The sequence below is a fragment of the Klebsiella sp. BDA134-6 genome (assembly GCF_015601345.1).
GTDB classification, from domain to species: Bacteria; Pseudomonadota; Gammaproteobacteria; order Enterobacterales; family Enterobacteriaceae; genus Klebsiella; species Klebsiella grimontii.
This window is the reverse complement of the sequence record NZ_CP064784.1, coordinates 2,695,879-2,715,271: the sequence shown is the minus strand read 5'-3', so window position 1 is coordinate 2,715,271 and position 19,393 is coordinate 2,695,879. Positions and strand designations below refer to the sequence as shown.

17 protein-coding genes and 1 pseudogene are annotated in these 19,393 nt (G+C 53.9%); 10 read left to right on the top strand and 8 right to left on the bottom strand.

Features of this window, described 5'->3' with window-relative positions:
• Positions 1-7 precede the first annotated feature (7 nt).
• From paaC to paaA, 3 genes are read right to left on the bottom strand one after another with little or no spacing between them, the layout of a single operon-like run.
• Positions 8-763 carry a 1,2-phenylacetyl-CoA epoxidase subunit PaaC gene (gene paaC / locus IYV58_RS12505; protein ID WP_112165193.1) on the bottom strand — a complete coding sequence of 252 codons (756 nt, stop codon included), beginning with the start codon at positions 761-763 and terminating at the stop codon, positions 8-10.
• A 7-nt stretch (positions 764-770) separates the two neighbouring features.
• Positions 771-1,058, bottom strand: a complete 288-nt coding sequence (gene paaB / locus IYV58_RS12500; protein WP_004120976.1) for a 1,2-phenylacetyl-CoA epoxidase subunit PaaB — start codon at positions 1,056-1,058, stop codon at positions 771-773.
• 11 nt (positions 1,059-1,069) lie between these two features.
• Positions 1,070-1,999 (bottom strand): 1,2-phenylacetyl-CoA epoxidase subunit PaaA, encoded by a 930-nt coding sequence (gene paaA, locus IYV58_RS12495; protein WP_235894171.1) that lies wholly within the window; start codon positions 1,997-1,999, stop codon positions 1,070-1,072.
• A 286-nt stretch (positions 2,000-2,285) separates the two neighbouring features.
• On the opposite strand from paaA, the gene paaZ reads away from it, so the two are divergent.
• A complete protein-coding gene (gene paaZ / locus IYV58_RS12490; protein ID WP_195729649.1) occupies positions 2,286-4,331 on the top strand; it encodes a phenylacetic acid degradation bifunctional protein PaaZ in 2,046 nt (681 codons plus the stop codon).
• Positions 4,332-4,536: 205 nt separating this feature from the next.
• Positions 4,537-6,795 carry a primary-amine oxidase gene (gene tynA, locus IYV58_RS12485; RefSeq protein ID WP_049115381.1) on the top strand — a complete coding sequence of 753 codons (2,259 nt, stop codon included), beginning with the start codon at positions 4,537-4,539 and terminating at the stop codon, positions 6,793-6,795.
• 144 nt (positions 6,796-6,939) lie between these two features.
• Here tynA and IYV58_RS12480 read toward each other — a convergent pair whose 3' ends face one another.
• Entirely contained in the window at positions 6,940-7,815 is an 876-nt protein-coding gene (locus IYV58_RS12480; RefSeq protein ID WP_004120983.1) for a LysR family transcriptional regulator, read from the bottom strand.
• Between the two features lie 120 nt (positions 7,816-7,935).
• On the opposite strand from IYV58_RS12480, the gene gstA reads away from it, so the two are divergent.
• On the top strand, positions 7,936-8,541 hold the full coding sequence (gstA, locus tag IYV58_RS12475; protein WP_087829495.1) for a glutathione transferase GstA: 606 nt from the start codon (positions 7,936-7,938) through the stop codon (positions 8,539-8,541).
• Positions 8,542-8,993: 452 nt separating this feature from the next.
• A complete protein-coding gene (locus IYV58_RS12470; RefSeq protein WP_087829498.1) occupies positions 8,994-9,389 on the top strand; it encodes a VOC family protein in 396 nt (131 codons plus the stop codon).
• Between the two features lie 492 nt (positions 9,390-9,881).
• Here the strand turns inward: IYV58_RS12470 and IYV58_RS12465 are convergent, their stop codons facing one another.
• Positions 9,882-10,223, bottom strand: a complete 342-nt coding sequence (locus IYV58_RS12465) for a DHCW motif cupin fold protein (RefSeq protein WP_004120986.1) — start codon at positions 10,221-10,223, stop codon at positions 9,882-9,884.
• 184 nt (positions 10,224-10,407) lie between these two features.
• Positions 10,408-11,397 carry an NAD-dependent epimerase/dehydratase family protein gene (locus tag IYV58_RS12460; protein WP_195729648.1) on the bottom strand — a complete coding sequence of 330 codons (990 nt, stop codon included), beginning with the start codon at positions 11,395-11,397 and terminating at the stop codon, positions 10,408-10,410.
• Positions 11,398-11,493: 96 nt separating this feature from the next.
• On the opposite strand from IYV58_RS12460, the gene IYV58_RS12455 reads away from it, so the two are divergent.
• The 3 genes and pseudogenes from IYV58_RS12455 (at position 11,494) to IYV58_RS12445 (ending at position 13,676) form a co-directional block, all read left to right on the top strand.
• Positions 11,494-12,405: a LysR family transcriptional regulator gene (locus tag IYV58_RS12455; RefSeq protein WP_142468223.1), complete on the top strand. Its 912-nt coding sequence runs from the start codon at positions 11,494-11,496 to the stop codon at positions 12,403-12,405.
• A gap of 197 nt (positions 12,406-12,602) precedes the next feature.
• Positions 12,603-12,686: pseudogene (locus tag IYV58_RS12450) on the top strand (histidine phosphatase family protein); the annotation flags it as partial.
• 69 nt (positions 12,687-12,755) lie between these two features.
• Positions 12,756-13,676 (top strand): LysR family transcriptional regulator, encoded by a 921-nt coding sequence (locus IYV58_RS12445; protein ID WP_049078941.1) that lies wholly within the window; start codon positions 12,756-12,758, stop codon positions 13,674-13,676.
• Here IYV58_RS12445 and IYV58_RS12440 read toward each other — a convergent pair.
• A complete protein-coding gene (locus IYV58_RS12440) occupies positions 13,673-15,367 on the bottom strand; it encodes a thiamine pyrophosphate-binding protein (protein WP_004120992.1) in 1,695 nt (564 codons plus the stop codon). The genes IYV58_RS12445 and IYV58_RS12440 overlap by 4 nt on opposite strands.
• Before the next feature lie 304 nt (positions 15,368-15,671).
• Between IYV58_RS12440 and IYV58_RS12435 the strand changes: the two genes are divergently transcribed.
• Complete coding sequence (locus IYV58_RS12435; protein WP_142468222.1) at positions 15,672-16,655, top strand: alpha/beta hydrolase; 984 nt, start codon at positions 15,672-15,674, stop codon at positions 16,653-16,655.
• Between the two features lie 170 nt (positions 16,656-16,825).
• Here the strand turns inward: IYV58_RS12435 and IYV58_RS12430 are convergent, their stop codons facing one another.
• On the bottom strand, positions 16,826-17,473 hold the full coding sequence (locus IYV58_RS12430) for a GntR family transcriptional regulator (RefSeq protein WP_195729647.1): 648 nt from the start codon (positions 17,471-17,473) through the stop codon (positions 16,826-16,828).
• A gap of 122 nt (positions 17,474-17,595) precedes the next feature.
• Between IYV58_RS12430 and IYV58_RS12425 the strand changes: the two genes are divergently transcribed.
• Together IYV58_RS12425 and IYV58_RS12420 are read left to right on the top strand one after the other, a co-directional pair.
• Positions 17,596-18,072, top strand: a complete 477-nt coding sequence (locus IYV58_RS12425; RefSeq protein ID WP_049115548.1) for an OsmC family protein — start codon at positions 17,596-17,598, stop codon at positions 18,070-18,072.
• Between the two features lie 273 nt (positions 18,073-18,345).
• Positions 18,346-19,326, top strand: a complete 981-nt coding sequence (locus IYV58_RS12420) for a GlxA family transcriptional regulator (protein WP_049123121.1) — start codon at positions 18,346-18,348, stop codon at positions 19,324-19,326.
• Positions 19,327-19,393: the final 67 nt, after the last annotated feature.

The following is a 19,393-nucleotide window of genomic DNA, read 5'->3' as shown; positions in this document are numbered from 1 at the left end:
CCTCCTGCTACCAACGCTGACCGGGATAGGCGCGCTGTAAATACTGCATCTCCGCCAGCAGCGGCCCGAGATGCTCGCTGTGCAGCCCCTGCTTGCCGCCGTGGCGAAACGGCGCTTCCTCGGGGATCGACAAACCGGCATCGCTTAGCGCGGCGCGGACCGTCGCCTGCCATTCAGCCTGTAACTCGCGCGGGTCGACGGCGATGCCCTGCATGCTCAGCTCAATCTCCAGCGCATCGGCCTGGAATAGCTCGCCGGTAAAGCGCCACAGGTTATCGACCGCGTCCTGCATTCTCTGCGCGGAAAGCGCCGTGCCGTTGCCCAGGCGTTCCAGCCAGCCGCGGCTAAAGCGCTGGTGATAACGCACCTCTTTCAGCGCCTTGGCGGCGATGGCGGCGAGCTGCGTATCGCGACTGCTGACCAGGCGGCCATAGAGCGCCACGTGCCAGACATCGATAAAAAACTGGCGAGCAATGGTGTCGGCAAAGTTGCCGTTTGGCTGCTCCGCCAGCAGCAGATTGCAAAACTGGCGTTCGTCGCGGCCAAAGGCCAGAGTGTCTTCATCGCCGCTGCCGGCCAGGTCGGCGGCGTAGCTAAGAAAATTGCGCGCCTGCCCCAGCAGGTCGAGACCGATATTGGCCAACGCCAGATCGATCTCCAGCTCCGGCGCATGGCCGCACCACTCGCCAAGACGCTGAGCCAGCACCAGGCCGGTATCGCCGAGGCGCAGAGCATAAGCGGCAACGGGGTTGTCGTTGTTCATCGCCGCCTCACATATGTTCCATGCCATCGGGCACGGTGTAGAAGGTCGGATGGCGGTAGATTTTGCTCTCCGCCGGATCAAAAAATTCTTCACGCGCTTCGGGCTGCGAGGCGATAATTTCGCGGGCCTTCACCACCCAGATTGAGCAGCCTTCGCTGCGGCGGGTGTAGGCATCGCGGGCGTTTTCCAGCGCCATCCGGTCGTCGGCGGCGTGCAGGCTGCCGACGTGGCGGTGCGACAACCCCTGCTTGCTGCGAACGAACACTTCATATAACGGCCAGTCGTTTTTGCTCATCTTCCTTCTCCTTACGCGGCATCGCGGGCCCGTTGTTTTTGCGCGTGCGCCAGCGCGGCTTCCCGCACCCACGCGCCCTCTTCCCATGCCTTGCGTTTAGCGGCCAGGCGTTCGTGGTTGCAGATCCCGCGCCCGGCAATCGTCTCGTTAAATTCCTGCCAGTCGATGGCGCCAAAGCGGTAGTGGCCGGTGAACTCATCCAGCTGCAGATCCGGGTCCGGCACGGTCATGCCGAGGATCTCCACCTGCGGAATGGTGTTATCAACAAAGCGCTGGCGCAGTTCGTCATTCGAGTGGAGCTTGATTTTCCACGCCATACTGCGGGCGCTGTTTGGCGAGTTATCGTCGTTCGGCCCGAACATCATCAGCGCCGGCCACCAGAAACGGTTGATGGCGTCCTGCAGCATCTGCCGCTGCGCGTCGCTGCCCTGCGCCAGCGCCATGCAGGCTTCAAATCCCTGGCGCTGGTGAAAGCTCTCCTCTTTGCAGATCTTGACCATTGCCCGGGCGTAGGGTCCGTAGGAGGTCCGGCACAGCGCCACCTGATTGACGATGGCCGCGCCGTCCACCAGCCAGCCGATCACGCCGATATCCGCCCAGCTCAGGGTCGGGTAGTTGAAAATGGAGGAGTACTTCATCTTGCCGTCGAGCATTTTCTGATACAGGTCTTCGCGGGCGCAGCCGAGGGTTTCCGCCGCGCTGTAGAGGTACAGGCCATGCCCGGCTTCATCCTGCACTTTCGCCAGCAGAATCGCTTTGCGCCTAAGGGTCGGCGCGCGAGTGATCCAGTTGCCTTCCGGCAGCATGCCGACAATTTCCGAGTGCGCGTGCTGGCCTATCTGGCGGATCAGCGTTTTGCGGTAGGCTTCCGGCATCCAGTCCTGCGGTTCAATGGCCGTCTCCTGCGCAATGCGCTGGTCAAAGCGTTGTTCTTCTGTCACGTCATCACCTTTATGATTCCAATAAATTCGATTTAAATTAATTTTCGAATCACTTTGTTTTATAAAAGTTACATTCGGGTTAAATAAAACCACAAATTTTGTTTATGTTTTTTGTGACAGTTACCGCAAAAGCTTTTGTAAAAACCATTATTAACAATTAATTAAGCCAGCCTCACCGAAAGACGGCGATCGCATTGTTAATAAATTATTAAATTCGAACTTGATTTTTATGATTCACCAAAGAACTATTTATAGATATTTCATGTAACATATCTGGAGATAAACCATGCAGCAGTTAGCCAGCTACTTGTCCGGCGCGTGGCAGACCGGCCGGGGCCACGCGCGCACCATCCATCACGCCATCAGCGGTGAAGCGCTATGGGAAGTCACCAGTGCGGGTCTGGATATGGCACAGGCGCGACGCTTCGCGATCGAGCGCGGCGGCAAGGCGCTGGGGGCGATGAGCTTTATTGAGCGCAGCGCGATGCTGAAGGCGCTCGCCAGATATTTGCTGGAGCAGAAGGCGGAGCTGTACGCGATCTCCGCCGAAACCGGCGCCACACGCGCCGATAGCTGGGTAGATATCGAAGGGGGCATTGGCACCCTTTTCACCTACGCCGGTCTCGGCAGCCGCGAGCTGCCGGACGATACCCTGTGGCCGGAAGATGAGCTGATCCCGCTGTCAAAACAGGGAGGCTTCGCCGCCCGCCACGTCCTGACCTCGAAGTCCGGCGTGGCGCTGCATATCAACGCGTTTAACTTTCCCTGCTGGGGGATGCTGGAAAAGCTGGCGCCCACCTGGCTTGCCGGGATGCCCGCCATCATCAAACCGGCTACCGCCACCGCGCAGTTGACGCAGGCGATGGTCAAAATGATTATCGACAGCGGACTGGTGCCGGAAGGCGCAATCAGCCTGATCTGCGGCGGCGCGGGCGATCTCCTCGACCATCTCGATGGCCAGGATGTCGTCACCTTTACCGGATCGGCCCATACCGGACAGCAGTTGCGGGTGCACCCCAACCTGGTCGCGAAGTCCATTCCCTTCACCATGGAAGCGGATTCGCTGAACTGTTGCGTACTCGGTGACGATGTCACGCCGGAGCAGCCGGAGTTCGCGCTATTTATTCGCGAAGTGGTACGAGAGATGACGGCAAAAGCCGGGCAAAAGTGCACCGCCATCCGCCGGGTTATCGTGCCACAGGCGCAGGTGAAAGCGGTGAGCGACGCGCTTATTGCACGCCTGCAAAACGTGGTGGTTGGCGACCCGGCGCAGGAAGGCGTGAAGATGGGGGCGCTGGTGAACAACGAACAGCGTCAGGACGTGCAGGATAACGTCAATCGTCTGGTGGCCGCCGGATGCGACGTGCTGCTGGGCGGCCAGGCCGATCTCAGCGCCGCCGGGGCCTTCTTCCCGCCAACGCTGCTGTACTGCCCGCAGCCGGACGAAACCCCGGCGGTTCACGCTATTGAAGCGTTTGGTCCCGTCGCCACCCTGATGCCGTATCAGACCGTTGAGCACGCCATGACCCTGGCGCGGGCCGGCGAAGGTAGCCTGGCCGGAACGCTGGTGACCGCTAGCGGCGAACTGGCGCGGACGTTTATTCTCGGCGCCGCCCGCGCCCACGGACGTATTCAGATACTGAACGAAGCCTCTTCTGCAGAATCGACCGGCCACGGCTCCCCGCTGCCGCAGCTGGTTCACGGCGGCCCGGGGCGCGCCGGCGGCGGCGAAGAGCTGGGCGGTCTGCGGGCGGTGAAGCACTATATGCAGCGCACCGCGATTCAGGGCAGCCCGACGATGCTCGCCGCTATCGGTCAGCAGTGGGTACGCGGCGCGCAGGTGGTGGAAGACCGCATTCACCCGTTCCGTAAATATTTTGAGGAGATCCAGCCGGGCGACAGCCTGCTGACGCCTCGCCGCACCCTGACCGAGGCGGATATCGTCAACTTCGCCTGCCTGAGCGGCGATCACTTTTACGCTCATATGGATAAGATTGCCGCCGCGGAGTCGATTTTTGGCGAGCGGGTGGTGCACGGCTATTTCCTGATTTCCGCCGCTGCCGGGCTGTTTGTTGACGCCGGAGTCGGTCCGGTGATCGCCAACTACGGGATGGAAAATCTGCGCTTTATCGAGCCGGTGAAGCCGGGCGATACCATCCAGGTACGCCTGACCTGCAAACGCAAAACGGTGAAACACCAGCGCAGCGCGGAGGAGAAAGCGACCGGCGTCGTCGAGTGGGCGGTAGAGATTTTTAACCAGCACCAGCAGGCGGTCGCGCTCTATTCCATTCTGACCCTGGTCGCCCGCCAGCGGGGAGATTTTGCCGGGTAATTATTAGAAATTCGCGCATCTTTGTCGCCCGGCAGGGCTTCGCCATATTCATGCCTCTGCGGAGGCATTTTTTGTAACTGGCAAAACTGACAAACAACCTGGCAAAAGCAGGCAAACGCCTGGGAGCAGAGCGCTGTTAGGTTAACGATACACAAGCCGACATTCGCAGCGGCACAGCACAACACAACAATAAGGTGAGGTCTCAATGGCGATTCTTTCTCCCCGCAAAACGGCTCTGGCGTTAGCTGTCGCTCTGTTCTGCGCCTGGCAAAGCCCGGCGTTCGCCCACGGCGGCGAAGCCGATATGGTCCCGATGGACAAAACCCTGCAGGATTTTGGCGCGGACGTTCAGTGGGATGACTACGCGCAGATGTTTACCCTGATTAAAGACGGCGCTTACGTAAAGGTAAAACCGGGGGCGAAAACGGCCATCGTCAATGGTAAAACCCTGGAGCTGCAGGTGCCGGTAGTGATGAAAGACGGCAAAGCGTGGGTTTCTGACACCTTTATCAACGACGTGTTTCAGTCCGGTCTTGACCAGACCTTCCAGGTGGAAAAACGCCCTCACCCGCTGAACTCGTTGTCAGCGGCGGAAATCAGCGCAGCGGTCGCCATTGTTAAAGCCGCGGTGGATTTCAAGCCCAATACCCGATTCACCGAGATCTCCCTGCGCGAGCCGGATAAAAAAGCGGTGTGGGATTTTGCCCTCAACGGCACGCCGGTCAACGCCCCGCGCGCCGCCGACGTGATCATGCTCGACGGCAAGCACGTTATTGAGGCGGTGGTGGATTTACAGAATAAAAAGGTCCTTTCATGGACGCCGATTAAAGACGCCCACGGCATGGTGCTGCTGGATGATTTCGCCAGCGTGCAGAACATCATCAACGCCAGCAGCGAATTTGCCGAAGTGTTGAAAAAACACGGCATCGACGACCCGAGCAAGGTGATTACCACCCCGCTGACCGTCGGCTACTTCGACGGTAAAGATGGCCTCAAGCAGGACGCGCGGCTGCTGAAAGTGGTCAGCTATCTCGACGTCGGCGACGGCAACTACTGGGCGCACCCGATTGAAAATCTGGTGGCGGTGGTCGACCTCGAGCAGAAGAAGATCATCAAAATCGAAGAGGGTCCGACGATCCCGGTGCCGATGGCGGCCCGCCCCTATGACGGCCGAGACCGCGTTGCGCCTACGGTGAAACCGCTGGAGATCATTGAGCCAGAGGGCAAAAACTACACCATCACCGGCGATATGATTCACTGGCGGAACTGGGATTTCCATCTGCGGATGAACTCCCGCGTCGGGCCGATTTTGTCTACCGTGACCTGGAACGATAACGGTAAAAAACGCCAGGTGATGTATGAAGGTTCGCTGGGTGGGATGATCGTCCCCTACGGCGACCCGGACGTGGGCTGGTATTTTAAAGCCTATCTGGATTCCGGCGACTACGGCATGGGCACCCTGACCTCGCCTATCGTCCGCGGTAAAGATGCGCCGTCCAACGCGGTCCTGCTGGATGAAACTATCGCCGACTATACCGGCACGCCAACCACCATCCCACGCGCGATCGCCATCTTCGAACGTTACGCCGGGCCGGAGTATAAGCATCAGGAGATGGGCAAGCCGAACGTCAGTACCGAACGCCGCGAGCTGGTGGTGCGCTGGATCAGCACCGTCGGCAACTACGACTACATCTTTGACTGGGTATTTCACGAAAACGGCACCATCGGCATTGATGCCGGGGCCACCGGCATCGAAGCGGTCAAAGGCGTACAGGCGAAGACCATGCACGACCCGAGCGCCAAAGAAGATACCCGCTACGGCACACTGATCGACCATAATATTGTCGGCACCACTCACCAGCATATCTACAACTTCCGCCTCGATCTTGACGTCGACGGCGAGAACAACACGCTGGTGGCCATGGACCCGGAAGTGAAGCCGAACACCGCCGGCGGCCCGCGCACCAGCACTATGCAGATCAATCAGTACACCCTTGATAGCGAGCAGAAAGCGGCGCAGAAATTTGACCCGGGCACCATTCGTCTGCTGAGCAATACCACCAAAGAAAACCGGATGGGTAACCCGGTGTCGTATCAGATTATCCCCTACGCGGGCGGCACACATCCGGTCGCCACCGGAGCGAAATTCGCCCCAGATGAGTGGATTTACCATCGTCTGAGCTTTATGGATAAACAGCTGTGGGTCACCCGCTATCATCCCACCGAGCGCTTCCCGGAAGGTAAGTACCCTAACCGTTCGATTCACGACACCGGCCTCGGCCAGTACGTGAAAGATGACGAGTCGCTGGACAACCATGATGACGTGGTATGGATCACCACCGGTACCACGCACGTGGCCCGGGCTGAGGAGTGGCCGATTATGCCGACCGAGTGGGCGCATGCGCTGCTGAAGCCGTGGAACTTCTTTGACGAGACGCCGACGCTGGGCGAGAAGAAACAATAAGCACGTCACGGCCTCAGCGATGGGGCCGTTTTTACTTATCCGCGGTCAATGCACATGTCCCGGGCAGCAGGACCGGTATACCCTGTTTTTCAACTTCTTTTGCCATATATTCATCGCTGACGCTCCGGTTCGCGGCGTTCCCGCTCATCCTCGGTTACGTAGCGCGTTAAGTAGCGCCTGCGTTGCGCTGGAAGACGTTCCGGATGACGAACAAACCAGCCGAAACTCACGGTGTATGGCAGGCGTCACTGGCACCACGCACAGATTGCGCAACGCCTCTGGCAGAGCTGATTCAGGTACAAGGGCGACGCCCATCCCTTCCGCGACCAGCTTACAGGCGCTAATCCAGTCGCGCACCGTCACGCGTATATCAGCAAGTTGCAGACCCGCCTTTTCCATCAGGCTTTTGCCATTAACGGCGCATCCGCCTGTCGCCAGAATAAAGGGCTGGTCTGCCAGCGCCTTTAGCGTTATGCCAGACGTCCTGGCATGGTGTGCCAGCCGATGAGTGGCTGGCAGTACCGCTACCCATGCATCCTGCCCTAATACAACGTCTGCACGGCCGGGGTCGGGATTCATGACCACCCCCAGCTCAACGGTATCTGCGGCCAGCCACTCCTCAACCTCCTCGTCAGAGCCTTCCAGGATGACGACATCAATACCCGGATGCAGGCGCTTAAAGTCCCGCAGCAGACCGGGCAACAAGGTGGACGTCACGGATGGAAAGCTGGCCAGGCGAATGCGCCCGCGATTTAAACCCCGGCTCTCATCGGCCAGTACGCGGATGGCATTCAGCTGCGAAAGCATGTTTCTTGCGTGTTCAACAACCTGCCCACCCAGCGCGGTCACACCGATATATCGTCGCTCACGTATAAATACCGGAAATCCCAGTGAAGCTTCTAGTTGGGCGATTGCCTGGCTGGCGCCGGACTGAGTCATTCCTATCTCCTCTGCGGCGCGCGAGATGTTGCCGGCATCCGCCACGGCCACCAGTAAGCGCCAATGTAAAAGATTCATCATGATTGTCAGTAGCTCAGCTAATAGTTAGTTTCTTTATCATTAATTTTACAGCGCAACCCGCCTCAAATACAGTGAGTTCAGGATGTTCCCCGACCGCTTTTCCCCTTTAACGGAGACAAAATGAAACTCTATTACGCCCCGGATACCTGTTCGTTATCACCGCACATCGTGCTGCGCGAACTGCAACTTGAGTTTGAACTGGTTAGAGTCAACAACAGAAGCAAGATCACCGCTGATGGTCGTGACTTCCGAACGATTAACCCTAAAGGCTATGTCGCGGCCCTTGAACTCGATGATGGTCAGATACTCACTGAGGGTCCGGCCATCGTACAGTACCTCGCCGATCTAAAACCAGAGCACGACCTGGCGCCCCGCGCTGACAGCTGGGCTCGGGTGCGTCTGCAGGAATGGCTTAACTTTATCACCAGTGAGATACACGCTGGCTCGGCACCGTTGTTCAACCCCGCGCTGCCCGAAGAGGTCAGAGCGATTTTTCGTGAGAAGCTGTTCCGACAGTTCGATTACCTTCAGGCGACTCTCAACGAAAAAACCTATCTGACTGGCCCATCCTTCAGCGTGGCTGATGCCTACCTTTTCACTGTGCTGGGCTGGTGTAGATTCTTCTCAATCTCACTGGAGCGCTGGCCTGTGCTATTGGCGTACAGGGAAATGATCAATGCCCGTCCTGCGGTACAGGCCGCATTACTGGCCGAGGCATCGCTTTAAGGTTGGTATGGGGATTACGGTTCAGGCATTACTGCGTAAAAACGTAACGCCTTATAAACAGGGCATTCACCAAAGAGGACGACAAGTATTCTGATTGTTAGAATGACGACGGCGGGCGAGAAAAAGCGGTAATGCGGCTCAGACGCTGAGCGGCGTTAAAACCGGGTTCGAATTTGTCGCCGTTGTTCTGTTTATCCGGGGGAATGCGCCTGCCGCTCTTTCATGTTCAATCGGGTGCAACACCTCAGGAATATATTTTACCCTCACAGCCTTAACGCTATAACTAATGGGCGTTGGTGGAGTTTGGTAGACAGCTTTGCGCCAGAAGCGGGCCGTCAGCAAGCCGAAGCAGGATATTTCGGAAGCTCTTATGGACAAATGAAATGTATAATCACATGTAAACTCAGGCGGGATTTTAACATTAAAGCAGTATCTTTCCCTGGAGAACACAGATGTTTACTCATATGCGTATTGCTAAACCCGTCGCCAATCTCGAAAGATCATTTCTGATGTACAGCAAGGGGTTAGGTCTGCATAAAATTGCTGAATTCAACGATCATGACGGTTTCAATGGAATAATGCTAGGGAGGGGAGACTTAGACTGGCACATAGAATTCACTTTTTGCCGAAGCCATCCCGTACAACCTTTACACACAGAAGAAGATTTACTCGTTCTTTATTACTCTGAAGAAAAAGAATGGGGAATTGCCTGTGAAAGAATGATCGGTGCTGGCTTTAGAATGACCACGTCATTCAATCCTTACTGGGATGTGATCGGAAGGACATTTGTTGACTTCGATGGATATAGGGTGGTTATACAAAACAAGGCGTGGGTATTGCCCCAATAAATATGGCAATGCTGCCACCGTCCTGCCGTAAGATAAACATTCGTTTCTCGCTCAAAGCTGACCTCAGGGCGCTTCAGGCGGTCCGCTTCGTGCCAGGAGCGGACGTAATGGAATTGGCATCGCGTTATATCGTTCTGGGATAAAAAGCAAAATCCAATAATAAATAACTCAATGATTGAACGGAAATTGCCCAGCTGAGATATTATCATGCTCATTATGTACAGCTGTTCTATAGTTCATGAAGACCTCCGCTAAAACAATCAATTGAGTGGGATTTCGTTATGCCAATAACACGCAGGGACTTTTATAAACTGGCGCTGGGCTCCGCCGTTGGTCTTGCAGTACTAAAGAACAGCCCAACAGCGCTTGCTCAGGGGATTTCCCTGAAGAAGCCACTTCCCTACGGCGCAGGGCAAAAAGGGGAAACTGCAGGTGGTTTACCACCTGAAGGTTCCAGAATCGGACGCCGCAATCGCAACAACAACGAATCCGTCAGTCCACAATAAAGAGTTTTGCCCCTGTCTCCGTTCTGGACTGATGTGGTTCTGCGTTATCACCCACCTGATAGCTCATTCCCGCAGTTAAAGTGAATTTACGGCCATCTGCGAGCAGTGTTTCGAGTTCTCCCTCCATGCATAAAAGGACATGGCCTTTACTGCACCAATGATCCGCGAGGTAACCAGGGGTATATTCAACCATTCGCACACGAATTTGATTTGGCTTCTGACCAAAAAGTTGCGTGCGCCAGTAAGCCATGCCCGTTTCCCCTGGATGTTCTGTTATTTCGATTTCACCCCAGTTGGTGGTGCCAAACGCAAATGCCTCGATATTCATTTTATGGCCTTTCGTTATTAAGAAAGAGCTCTTGAGCTCAGGTTAGAGTGAATTAAAATAAGAAAAAATAATTTATACATCAATGAAAATCGATGGGTGTCGGTAACGTCCGCTCCTCGCTCATAGCGGACCTTTAGCCCAGTTAGCTTGTCCGCTTCGTGCCAGAAGCGACCATGGCGCGTCTCTATACCGTTGTGCGAGGTATCTCGGTATGATCAATGCAACCCTGGCCCTGTAACGTCGTATGGACAGCTACATCAAGAGGGGTGTGAGGCTCGGCACCTAAAAATTTCACCAGTTTCGTATTGTCCAGGCGGACCGACTTGCGCCACAGGTACCGCATCTCCAAAAGCTCGCGTAAGGTTGCGTTGAAAGGCGCAGCCAGGTACGCGAACCACCACGGAAATGATTGTATTTTGGCAACGCCGCCGTAGCGCGCCGCAGTGCGTTGAATCGCACTGACCATTTCGCTGCCGTCGGCATCCCAATGGCCTTGCATATGGAAGCGCGCAAAGGGCTCAAGTTCCTCGCGTCGTTCTAGCAGCGCAGCTATCGTTTCCGCTACATCAGGTAAATAAGCCCACTGGTGACCCGTTTCATGCGAACCAGGATTGCTAATGACGCCAGGCAGCTTGCCGGGTTTAATCAAACCTTGAGAAAACCAGTTATTACCGGCGCGTGGACCAAAAAAATCCCCTGCACGGAGGATTAATACCCGCCCGCCCCGCTGCGAATAGGCCTCAAGTTCTTTCTCCATTTGTACCCTGATCGCTCCCTTCTTTGTGACCGGCACCTGCGGAGCATCTTCCCGTACTAGCGGAAAAGCGTCAGGACCATAGTTGTAAACGGTACCGGGAAGCACGATCAAGGCGCCGGTTCGTTCTGCTGCGCCGATCGTGTTGCGCAGCATAGGCAGCACCAGTTGCTCCCAGTTTCTGTAGCCGGGCGGATTGACGGCGTGAACGATCGCGCTACAGCCTGCCGCCGCCGCGGCGACCTGGTCCGGGTCGAGAACGTCGCCCCCTATCCACTGGATGTCATCACGTTGTTCACTGCCATGAAGTCCTCGTTTTAGTGCACGTACGTCCCATTTTTTCTGAATGAGCCGGCGAGCAGTTTCACCACCGATACCGCCGGTTGCGCCAAGTATCAGTACTTTGCCTCGGGTTTCCATAATATCTGCCTCTTCGCTGATTTGACCTTGACAGCGTACGTACAGGCAGAGCTAAATGGAATTGCATATCTTTATAGGTCAGCTATACAAATTTGTATGAATAAATCTATCCCATGGGAGTGGTACCGAACATTTCTGGCTGTGCTCAGGGAAGGTTCGCTTTCCGGCGCATCACGCAGGCTTTCGATTACGCAGCCTACGGCAGGACGCCATATCGCTGCGCTGGAGTCCGCTCTGGGCCAGGTGTTGTTCACGCGGTCGCAGACGGGCCTGCTGGCGACTGAAACGGCGCTGGCGCTGAGGGTGCATGCCGAAGCGATGGAGAGCACCGCGAATACGTTAGCGCGTACAGCCTCCAACTTTAGTCATAACAGCGCGTCCATTTGTGGCGTTGTCCGCGTCTCCGCAAGTGACGTTATCGGCGTTGAGGTTCTGCCACCACTTATTGCCAGGCTCAGGAAGTCTCACCCACAAATAACGATTGAATTAGTTCTGTCGAACCGGGTTCAGGATTTACTGCACAGAGAAGCCGATATTGCTGTACGCATGACTACGCCAGTACAGGAGCAGCTTATTGCGCGTCGCGTTGGGCGCATTGAGCTCGGTCTCCACGCATCGACTTCCTATCTCGCACGTCATGGCACACCTGAAAATAGCGAAGATTTGCTGAATCATGCGCTGGTTGGCTTTGATCAGGATACGCCTTTCATCCGTAAGGCCCTGGAAAAATTCCCTCAGCTAAGCCGCGATGCCTTTTCCATGCGCACCGACAGCGACGTGGCTCAGCTGAATCTTATTCGCGCCGGTGCCGGCATTGGCATATGCCAGGTGCAGTTGGCCAATGGCTATATTCCATTGCAGAGGTTACTGTCGAATGTCTTTTCTTTCTATCTTGATACCTGGATCGTCATGCACGAAGACCTGCGTAATAGTCTGTGCTGCAAATTGGTTTTCGATGTTCTGGCAAAGGGATTAGGGGAATATATCGGCCAGAGACAGGAACAGTGAATCGCCATGGAGAAAAGGCCGCTAGTTCGAACTCCGTCTGTTAACGACCTTCAATACATCATTTATGAGACTGAAAATAATATTCAGCCACACTTATTCCTGTTTGCGGCCAGAGCAGAAAAAAACCACTATATTAAAGGGATATGTTTGTTCTGTAGCATTTAAATCAATAACATACATGGCCTTTAATAATGTAAGTGATACCTGTTCGACACGCGGAAACAGAGTGGAATGTGAAGGGTATTATTCAGGGACAGAGTGATAGTGCGTTGACCCTGCGACTTCATGTGCATCTCCGCCCTGCAAACAAGTGATACCATAGAAGGTATGAACCTGCTTCAGGAATGCTCATGAAACCGACCCTTAATCAGTTGATTAACTTTTGCACTGTTGCTGAAACCGGAAACATCGGCAAAGCCGCCAATAAACTCAATATTTCGCAGCCCCCCTTAAGCCGGCAAATTGCCCAGCTGGAAACCATCCTCGGTGCAAAGCTATTTAACCGGGCCGCTAAAGGTGTCAGTTTAACCCTTGCCGGAGAGCAATTTCTGGTGGACTGCCAGGCGGTGCTGGCAATGCTGGAGCAGGCTTGTAATAACGTACGGGCAGTAGAATCAGGGCAGAAAGGTGTTCTGAAATTAGGTGCAACAATGTATGCCAGCTATAGCGTTGTGCCTCATGTTGCCATACAGCACCGGGATACCTATTCTGATGTGGAATTGCATTTTCAGGAGATGGTCCCCTCTGATTTACACGCCGCATTACAGGATGGCAGATTAGACGCGGCAATCAGCTTCTCCGAGACGGCCACTCCGGGAATTCATTCACTGGTGCTCTTGCGTGAGCCGCTAATCGCCGCCCTTCCTGCCAATCACCCCCAGGTTCAAAGCGAGCATTTCAGGCTTGAATCACTCAGTGATGACCCATTCATCACTGTTCCGCGCCAGAGTGCACCGATGCTCTATGATTCCATCCTTCATCAGTGCCTCAAGGCCGGATTTAGCCCGAAAATAGGACTGGAAGCCTCCATACAGCAGACTGTAATGAATTTTGTGGCCCATGGCGTTGGCGTGGCGCTTATTCCCGCAAGTATGGAGAATGCCCAATTGCGTGGTGTAGTTTACCGGAGGCTGGAAAATCCGAATATGGTGGAGAATATGCTGATGTGGTCGACAAAGAACAAAAACCCGGCTTTACCGGGTTTTGTGAACCAGTGCCGCAGTATCAGGGATAAACTGCATGCACCGCAGGCCGAACGGATTAATGATTAACTTTTACTGATAATGATTTCGATCACATTAGGTTTGCCACTCGCCAGTGCGGCCTCAACTGCCGGGGCGATATCCCCGGCACGAAGAACTTTTCTGGTTTCCAGTCCCATCGATGCACCCAGCGCCTGATAATCAACTGCCGGATTAACCAAATCCATTGCGATAAAGCGTTCTGTTTGTGCCGAAGTATAATCCGCCTGTGAACGCATGAAGTTTTTCAATACGTTATATTCCGTGTTATTCATTACAATAAAGGTTACCGGCAGTTTTTCATGTGCGGCCGTCCAGAGAGCCTGAGGAGAGTACATCGCAGCGCCGTCGCCCACAAAGCACACCACAGGCGCTCTTCCCAAACCGAGTGAATAGCCCACAGCTGCAGGCATCCCCCACCCCAGACCACCGCCGCGTAAAAAGGCATATTGATCCGCGCGGGGACTGTTGAGTGATTTACGAAGCGAGCCGCTGGTTGCAATCGCTTCGTCAACAATTGCCACATCGGGTCCGATCGCCCTTGCGGCCTCAAAGGCAGCCACGAGTGGCGTAATTACCGTAGCAGATTGTTGTTCCTTAACCTGCTCTAGCAGACTATCTCTGCTCAATTCAAACTCATTAACCGCGCTTTCAAAACGACGTTGATAATCACTTCGATGGTTTGCCGTGGCTTTTTCCAGCTCGGGCAGTAGCACCATTAACGATGATTTAATATCGCCAACCACTGAGAGTTCACTACTGTAAGTGCGTCCCAGGTCGCCCGCATCGGCTGATAACTGGAACACTTTACACTGCTCCGGTACTGCCTGACCTTCTGTATAAAGAATGGTGATAAGCGACTTACCACCAAGTGCGAAAATAGCATCGTACTGGCCTAATGCTCTGTTAATTTCCGTCGCTTTAGTGGACAGGTTGCCCCGCCAGAGAGGGTGTGCTGTTGGGTAGGGGATCCGGTTTGGCCATGTTGAACCGTATACGTCAGCGGCAAGCATCTCAGCAAGAGCAACAACCTCGCTGGCCGCTCCACTTTGGTAAATTTCGTCGCCGGCAATCAGTGCGACTTTACCTGGAGTAAATGCCGCTAGCTTACTTGCCAGCAAAGGTAACGAACCCGCGACTGCATTGCGGTCAATAGTGGAAGGCGCCCCGATCCCGATAGAACTCATCGCCTCCATTACATCCATCGGAAGCGACAGGAAAACGGAGCCTTTCGGTGCAGCGTCTGAATCGTGGAAAGCCCGGCGAACTAATACCGGTAGCTGGTCAACGTGAGTCACCTCCTGTGACCATTTAGCGAACGTTTTACCCATTCCCACCAGATCACCCAACAATAGCGGATCGGCTGTCGTGTGGCGTAAATCCTGCTGCCCCGCTGTCACCACGAGTGGCGTCTGTGAACATTTTGCATTCAACAGGTTTCCCATGCCGTGGCCTAAACCACCGGCGGTATGCAGATTCAGGAATCCTGGCTTTTTTGCTGCCTGCGCATAACCGTCCGCCATGGCTACTGCGCTCGCTTCCTGCAGAGCTAACACGTACTGAATTGACGGTTTTCTTAACAGCGCATCCATGAAGGGCAGTTCGGTTGTGCCTGGATTACCAAACACATATTCCACCCCTTCACTTTCCAGAACTTCTAACAATACATCACCGCCACGACGTGCATTGGCGTTGTGGACTTTAGTTATTGCGTTACTCATAGAATGATCACCTCTATCTGCATATTCGTTCGCCCTGTCTGGCGGGTGATTCAATCTTAATAACAGGTATGACATCCTTTCCAATACTATAATGATGCCCAGCCATACCCTTTTAGGTATGGAAAGTCATTCGTTTTCCATTAGGAATTGTAAAGTGTTCTGTGTCGAAGAACTGGCTCCGCGCCGCTTCAACACAGTGCCGGATCGGACTTTTCTACCGCCGCTGAGGTATTGATCAATGGAGAACAGGTCCTATTTATCATATAAATTAACGGACACGCTGAGTTTTACAGGAATATCACCGATGAATACTGCCGCCTCCATTGCCCTTTTGAGCGCTTGCCCATTTGTGAGTCTGGCGGCAGTGCCGGTGACCTTTTCCGAAACTGTCCTGGAGGCCGCTGGGCCGAAAGGTCCTTTGAAGGGTACGTTACTCACCCCAAATTCTAAACCAACCGCGGTTGTTCTTATCATTCCTGGCTCCGGGCCGACCGATCGGGATGGAAACAACCCGCTTGGTGTGAATGCATCGCCTTACCGACTTCTTGCTGAAGGTCTGGCGGCAAAAGGCTTTGCAACGCTTCGTATCGACAAACGTGGAATGTTCGCTAGCGCAATGGCCGTAGAGGATGGCAATGCGGTGACGATGGCTGACTATGTTGACGATGTTCGATCCTGGGTAGAAATGCTTAGACGTCAGATGCACGCTTCCTGTATTTGGGTTTTAGGACACAGCGAAGGAGGCGTAGTCGCCCTTGCCTCGGCTCAAGAAGAGGATCTGTGCGGGGTGGTTCTTATTGCAACGCCCGGGAGGCCGATGGGCGAGGTGTTGAGGGGGCAACTTTACGCTAATCCGGAAAACGAAGTGCTATTAAAGCAGGCACTGCCGATCATTGATGCTCTCGAGCATCGGCGCCGGGTAGATATTTCGAATATGCATCCAGCACTGCAAAATCTCTTTAATCCTGGGGTGCAGGGATTTTTGATCAATGCGTTTTCATATAATCCGGGTCAGCTCATTTCGCGTATTTCCAAACCCGTGTTAGTGCTACAAGGGCTACGCGATCTTCAGGTGGAAGAAACGGATGCAAGGCTGCTTAAGGCCGCGAATCCTCAAGCGTCCTTAATTATACTGCCCGATATGAACCATGTTATGAAGGAGGTGACTTCGGACGATAGCAAGGCGAATATCGCTTCATACGCTGATCCAGCGCTCCCCTTAGCTCCCGGTTTAATCGACTCAATTAAGCATTTCCTCATCCACAACTCACCTTTTCCCGAAAAGTAACAGCTGCTCTGGTCCCTGTGTACTGCAAAAAAACGATGTCCTTTTAAAGCGTTCAGCATCCTTTAAAGCATTCATCTGCTTTTCGTTCTCGGCAGTCTCCCCCCTTAAATAGGGTCTGCTTCGTGCCAGCAGCGAACATCCTCAGGATAACTTACCTGTCTTCTGGTCGATTAACTTATTTGTCTACTTACCAGGTCTTGCAACATTTTTCCGGCAATCTGAATATGTCGCTTAACTTCAGTTCGCGCTTGATCGGCGTTTCGTTGCTGGCAGGCAATAAGAATACTCGCGTGGTCATCCTGAAACAGGGATGTCTCAGAGAGTAGCTTTCGCTGGAGGTATTCATACCGCTCAATCTGATTGCGAGAATCATTAATCATGGTCAGTAGACGATGATTTTCGCACCCGCTATAGAGAAGATCATGAAACTCACGGTTTAGTTGCCCTTGCAGTTCGAATTTGGTACATGAAGCAAGAAGACTGTGCGTCAGCCCCGCTCTCGCCAGATTATCAGCACTCAAATTATTGACGCTCTGAAATATTGCTTCGCCCTCGAGCAGAGAACGCAGCTGGTAAATTTCATTAAGATCATCAACAGATAACGTTCTGACAATTGCTCCGCGATTTCTAAAAATCTCCACCAGACCCTCATGTTCAAGTTGTCTGATCGCCTCCCGCATTGGAATACGGCTTACATCAAAATGACTTGCAAGGTCTCTTTCGACAAGCCTTTCACCATCACGAAGACTACCGTTGTTAATCATTTCTCTTAACTTATTAGCGAGTAAGTCTGCGGTTGAAACAGCTCTAAAGCTCATAAACGACTCCGAAAATAACGATGGTATAATGGTATACCATTTGATAGATTGAGTCCAGAAATGCGGCGGCGAGACAAATCTAATATTTCCAAAACAATAAGTTAATGCACACGGAGACCAAAATGATCGAGAGAGAGCATCACTACCAGGTGAACGTTAAATGGACGGGAAATAAAGGTAATGGCACGCAGTCTTACAAAGACTATGAGCGAAGTTATGAGATTTCAGGGGGCGGAAAACCTGTAATTTTGGGGTCATCAGACCCCGCATTTCTGGGCGATGCCAAATGTTGGAATCCGGAGGACCTGCTCGTTGCTGCTGCTTCAGCATGCCATAAATTATGGTATCTGCATCTCTGCTCGGAAGCAGGGATAAGCGTTATAAGCTATGTTGACCGAGCACATGGAACGATGCGCGAAGGGAAAAAAGGATGTTTCACCGATATTACTTTAAAACCTGAAATAACGATACGTCCCGGAGATGACATCAATCGAGCGCAGGCTCTCCATCACCGCGCGCATGATCTTTGTTTCATTGCAAATTCCCTTAATTTCCCGATTACATGCCAGCCAGTTATTACTCACAGCCAAAATGGCTAACGAAATCTGCAGGCAGGTAACCGTGTGAAATAGCGTGCCGGTACAATAGGGCGTCATCCAAACTGAATGGTAGACGTCCGCTTCTCGCTCAAAGCAGATATTCGGTACTATTTTTCCAGTCCAGTTTGTACGAAACCTACCTCAGCAGGTAATCCCATCCCGTCGACGTCAAACCATCAGCGAACGAGAGAACAGCGTCGCTGCGGGGGTAAAAATTATCTCTCACCCGCCTGTCCGGTTGACTTATTCTGTAAAAAGATTACTTTTCAAGACATGAAGAAGATACTTATTATCGTCCCCGATGGCGGCATGCTGTTTGAATCCGCCGGTATTGCCGACATTCTGATGCAGGCCAACCGCCTGCACCCGGAAGGCGCCGGGAAACTCTGCTACCAGGTCCAGCTAGCGACCACCCAGCCGCATCAGGTGATCCATGGTCAGTCTGGATTAAATCTGCTGGCCGATCATCGCCTGCATGAGATAGATCCTCGCGAGCCGCTCGATACCATCATGATTACCGGCAGAGGTCAAAACCCGCAGGAAGGGATCGCGGTGGTTGACTGGCTGCGCCTTGCCGCACCCCATGCCCGCCGCATTGCCTCCATTTGCGGCGGAGCCATGCTGCTTGCGCAAACCGGGCTGCTGGACGGCAGACGAGCCACTACCCACTGGAAGCTACTGGATACCCTGCAGGCGGAATTTCCGCAGGTACGCGTTGAAGGCGGTCCACTCTATATTCAGGACGAACACATCTGGACCTCTGGCGGAGTCAGTTCCGGCTTCGATCTCACCCTGGCGCTGGTTGAAGAGGACTACGGCTTCAGCCTTGCGCGCGATATTGCCCAGGATTTCGTCATGTACCTGCGACGTCCCGGCGGCCAGCTGCAGTTTAGCCGCTACAACCTCCAGCAGACCAGCACCCTGGGCCCCATTAACGATCTGCTGGCGTGGTTGCTCGAAAACCTCACCGCCGACCTCAGCGTGGATAAACTGGCGGAAAGAGTCGCCATGAGTCCAAGGAATTTCACCCGCGTATTTACCCGGGAAACCGGCGCTTCGCCGGCGCGCTACGTCGCCGAAGCCCGCCTGGCCGCCGCGCGGCAGCGTCTGGAGCAAACTAACGAGACGCTGGATCGTATCGCCGAACAAACGGGATTTGGCAGCAGCATTAACCTGCGACGGCTGTTTGAAAAACAGCTTCACCTCACACCCGGGGAATATCGACAGCGATTTCACTGTCGCAAAATGGCGTAAAGTGATCCTTTTTTGTCATTTACGCCAAAGCCTACCCGACCTACTCTGACGCCAGAGACAATGGATA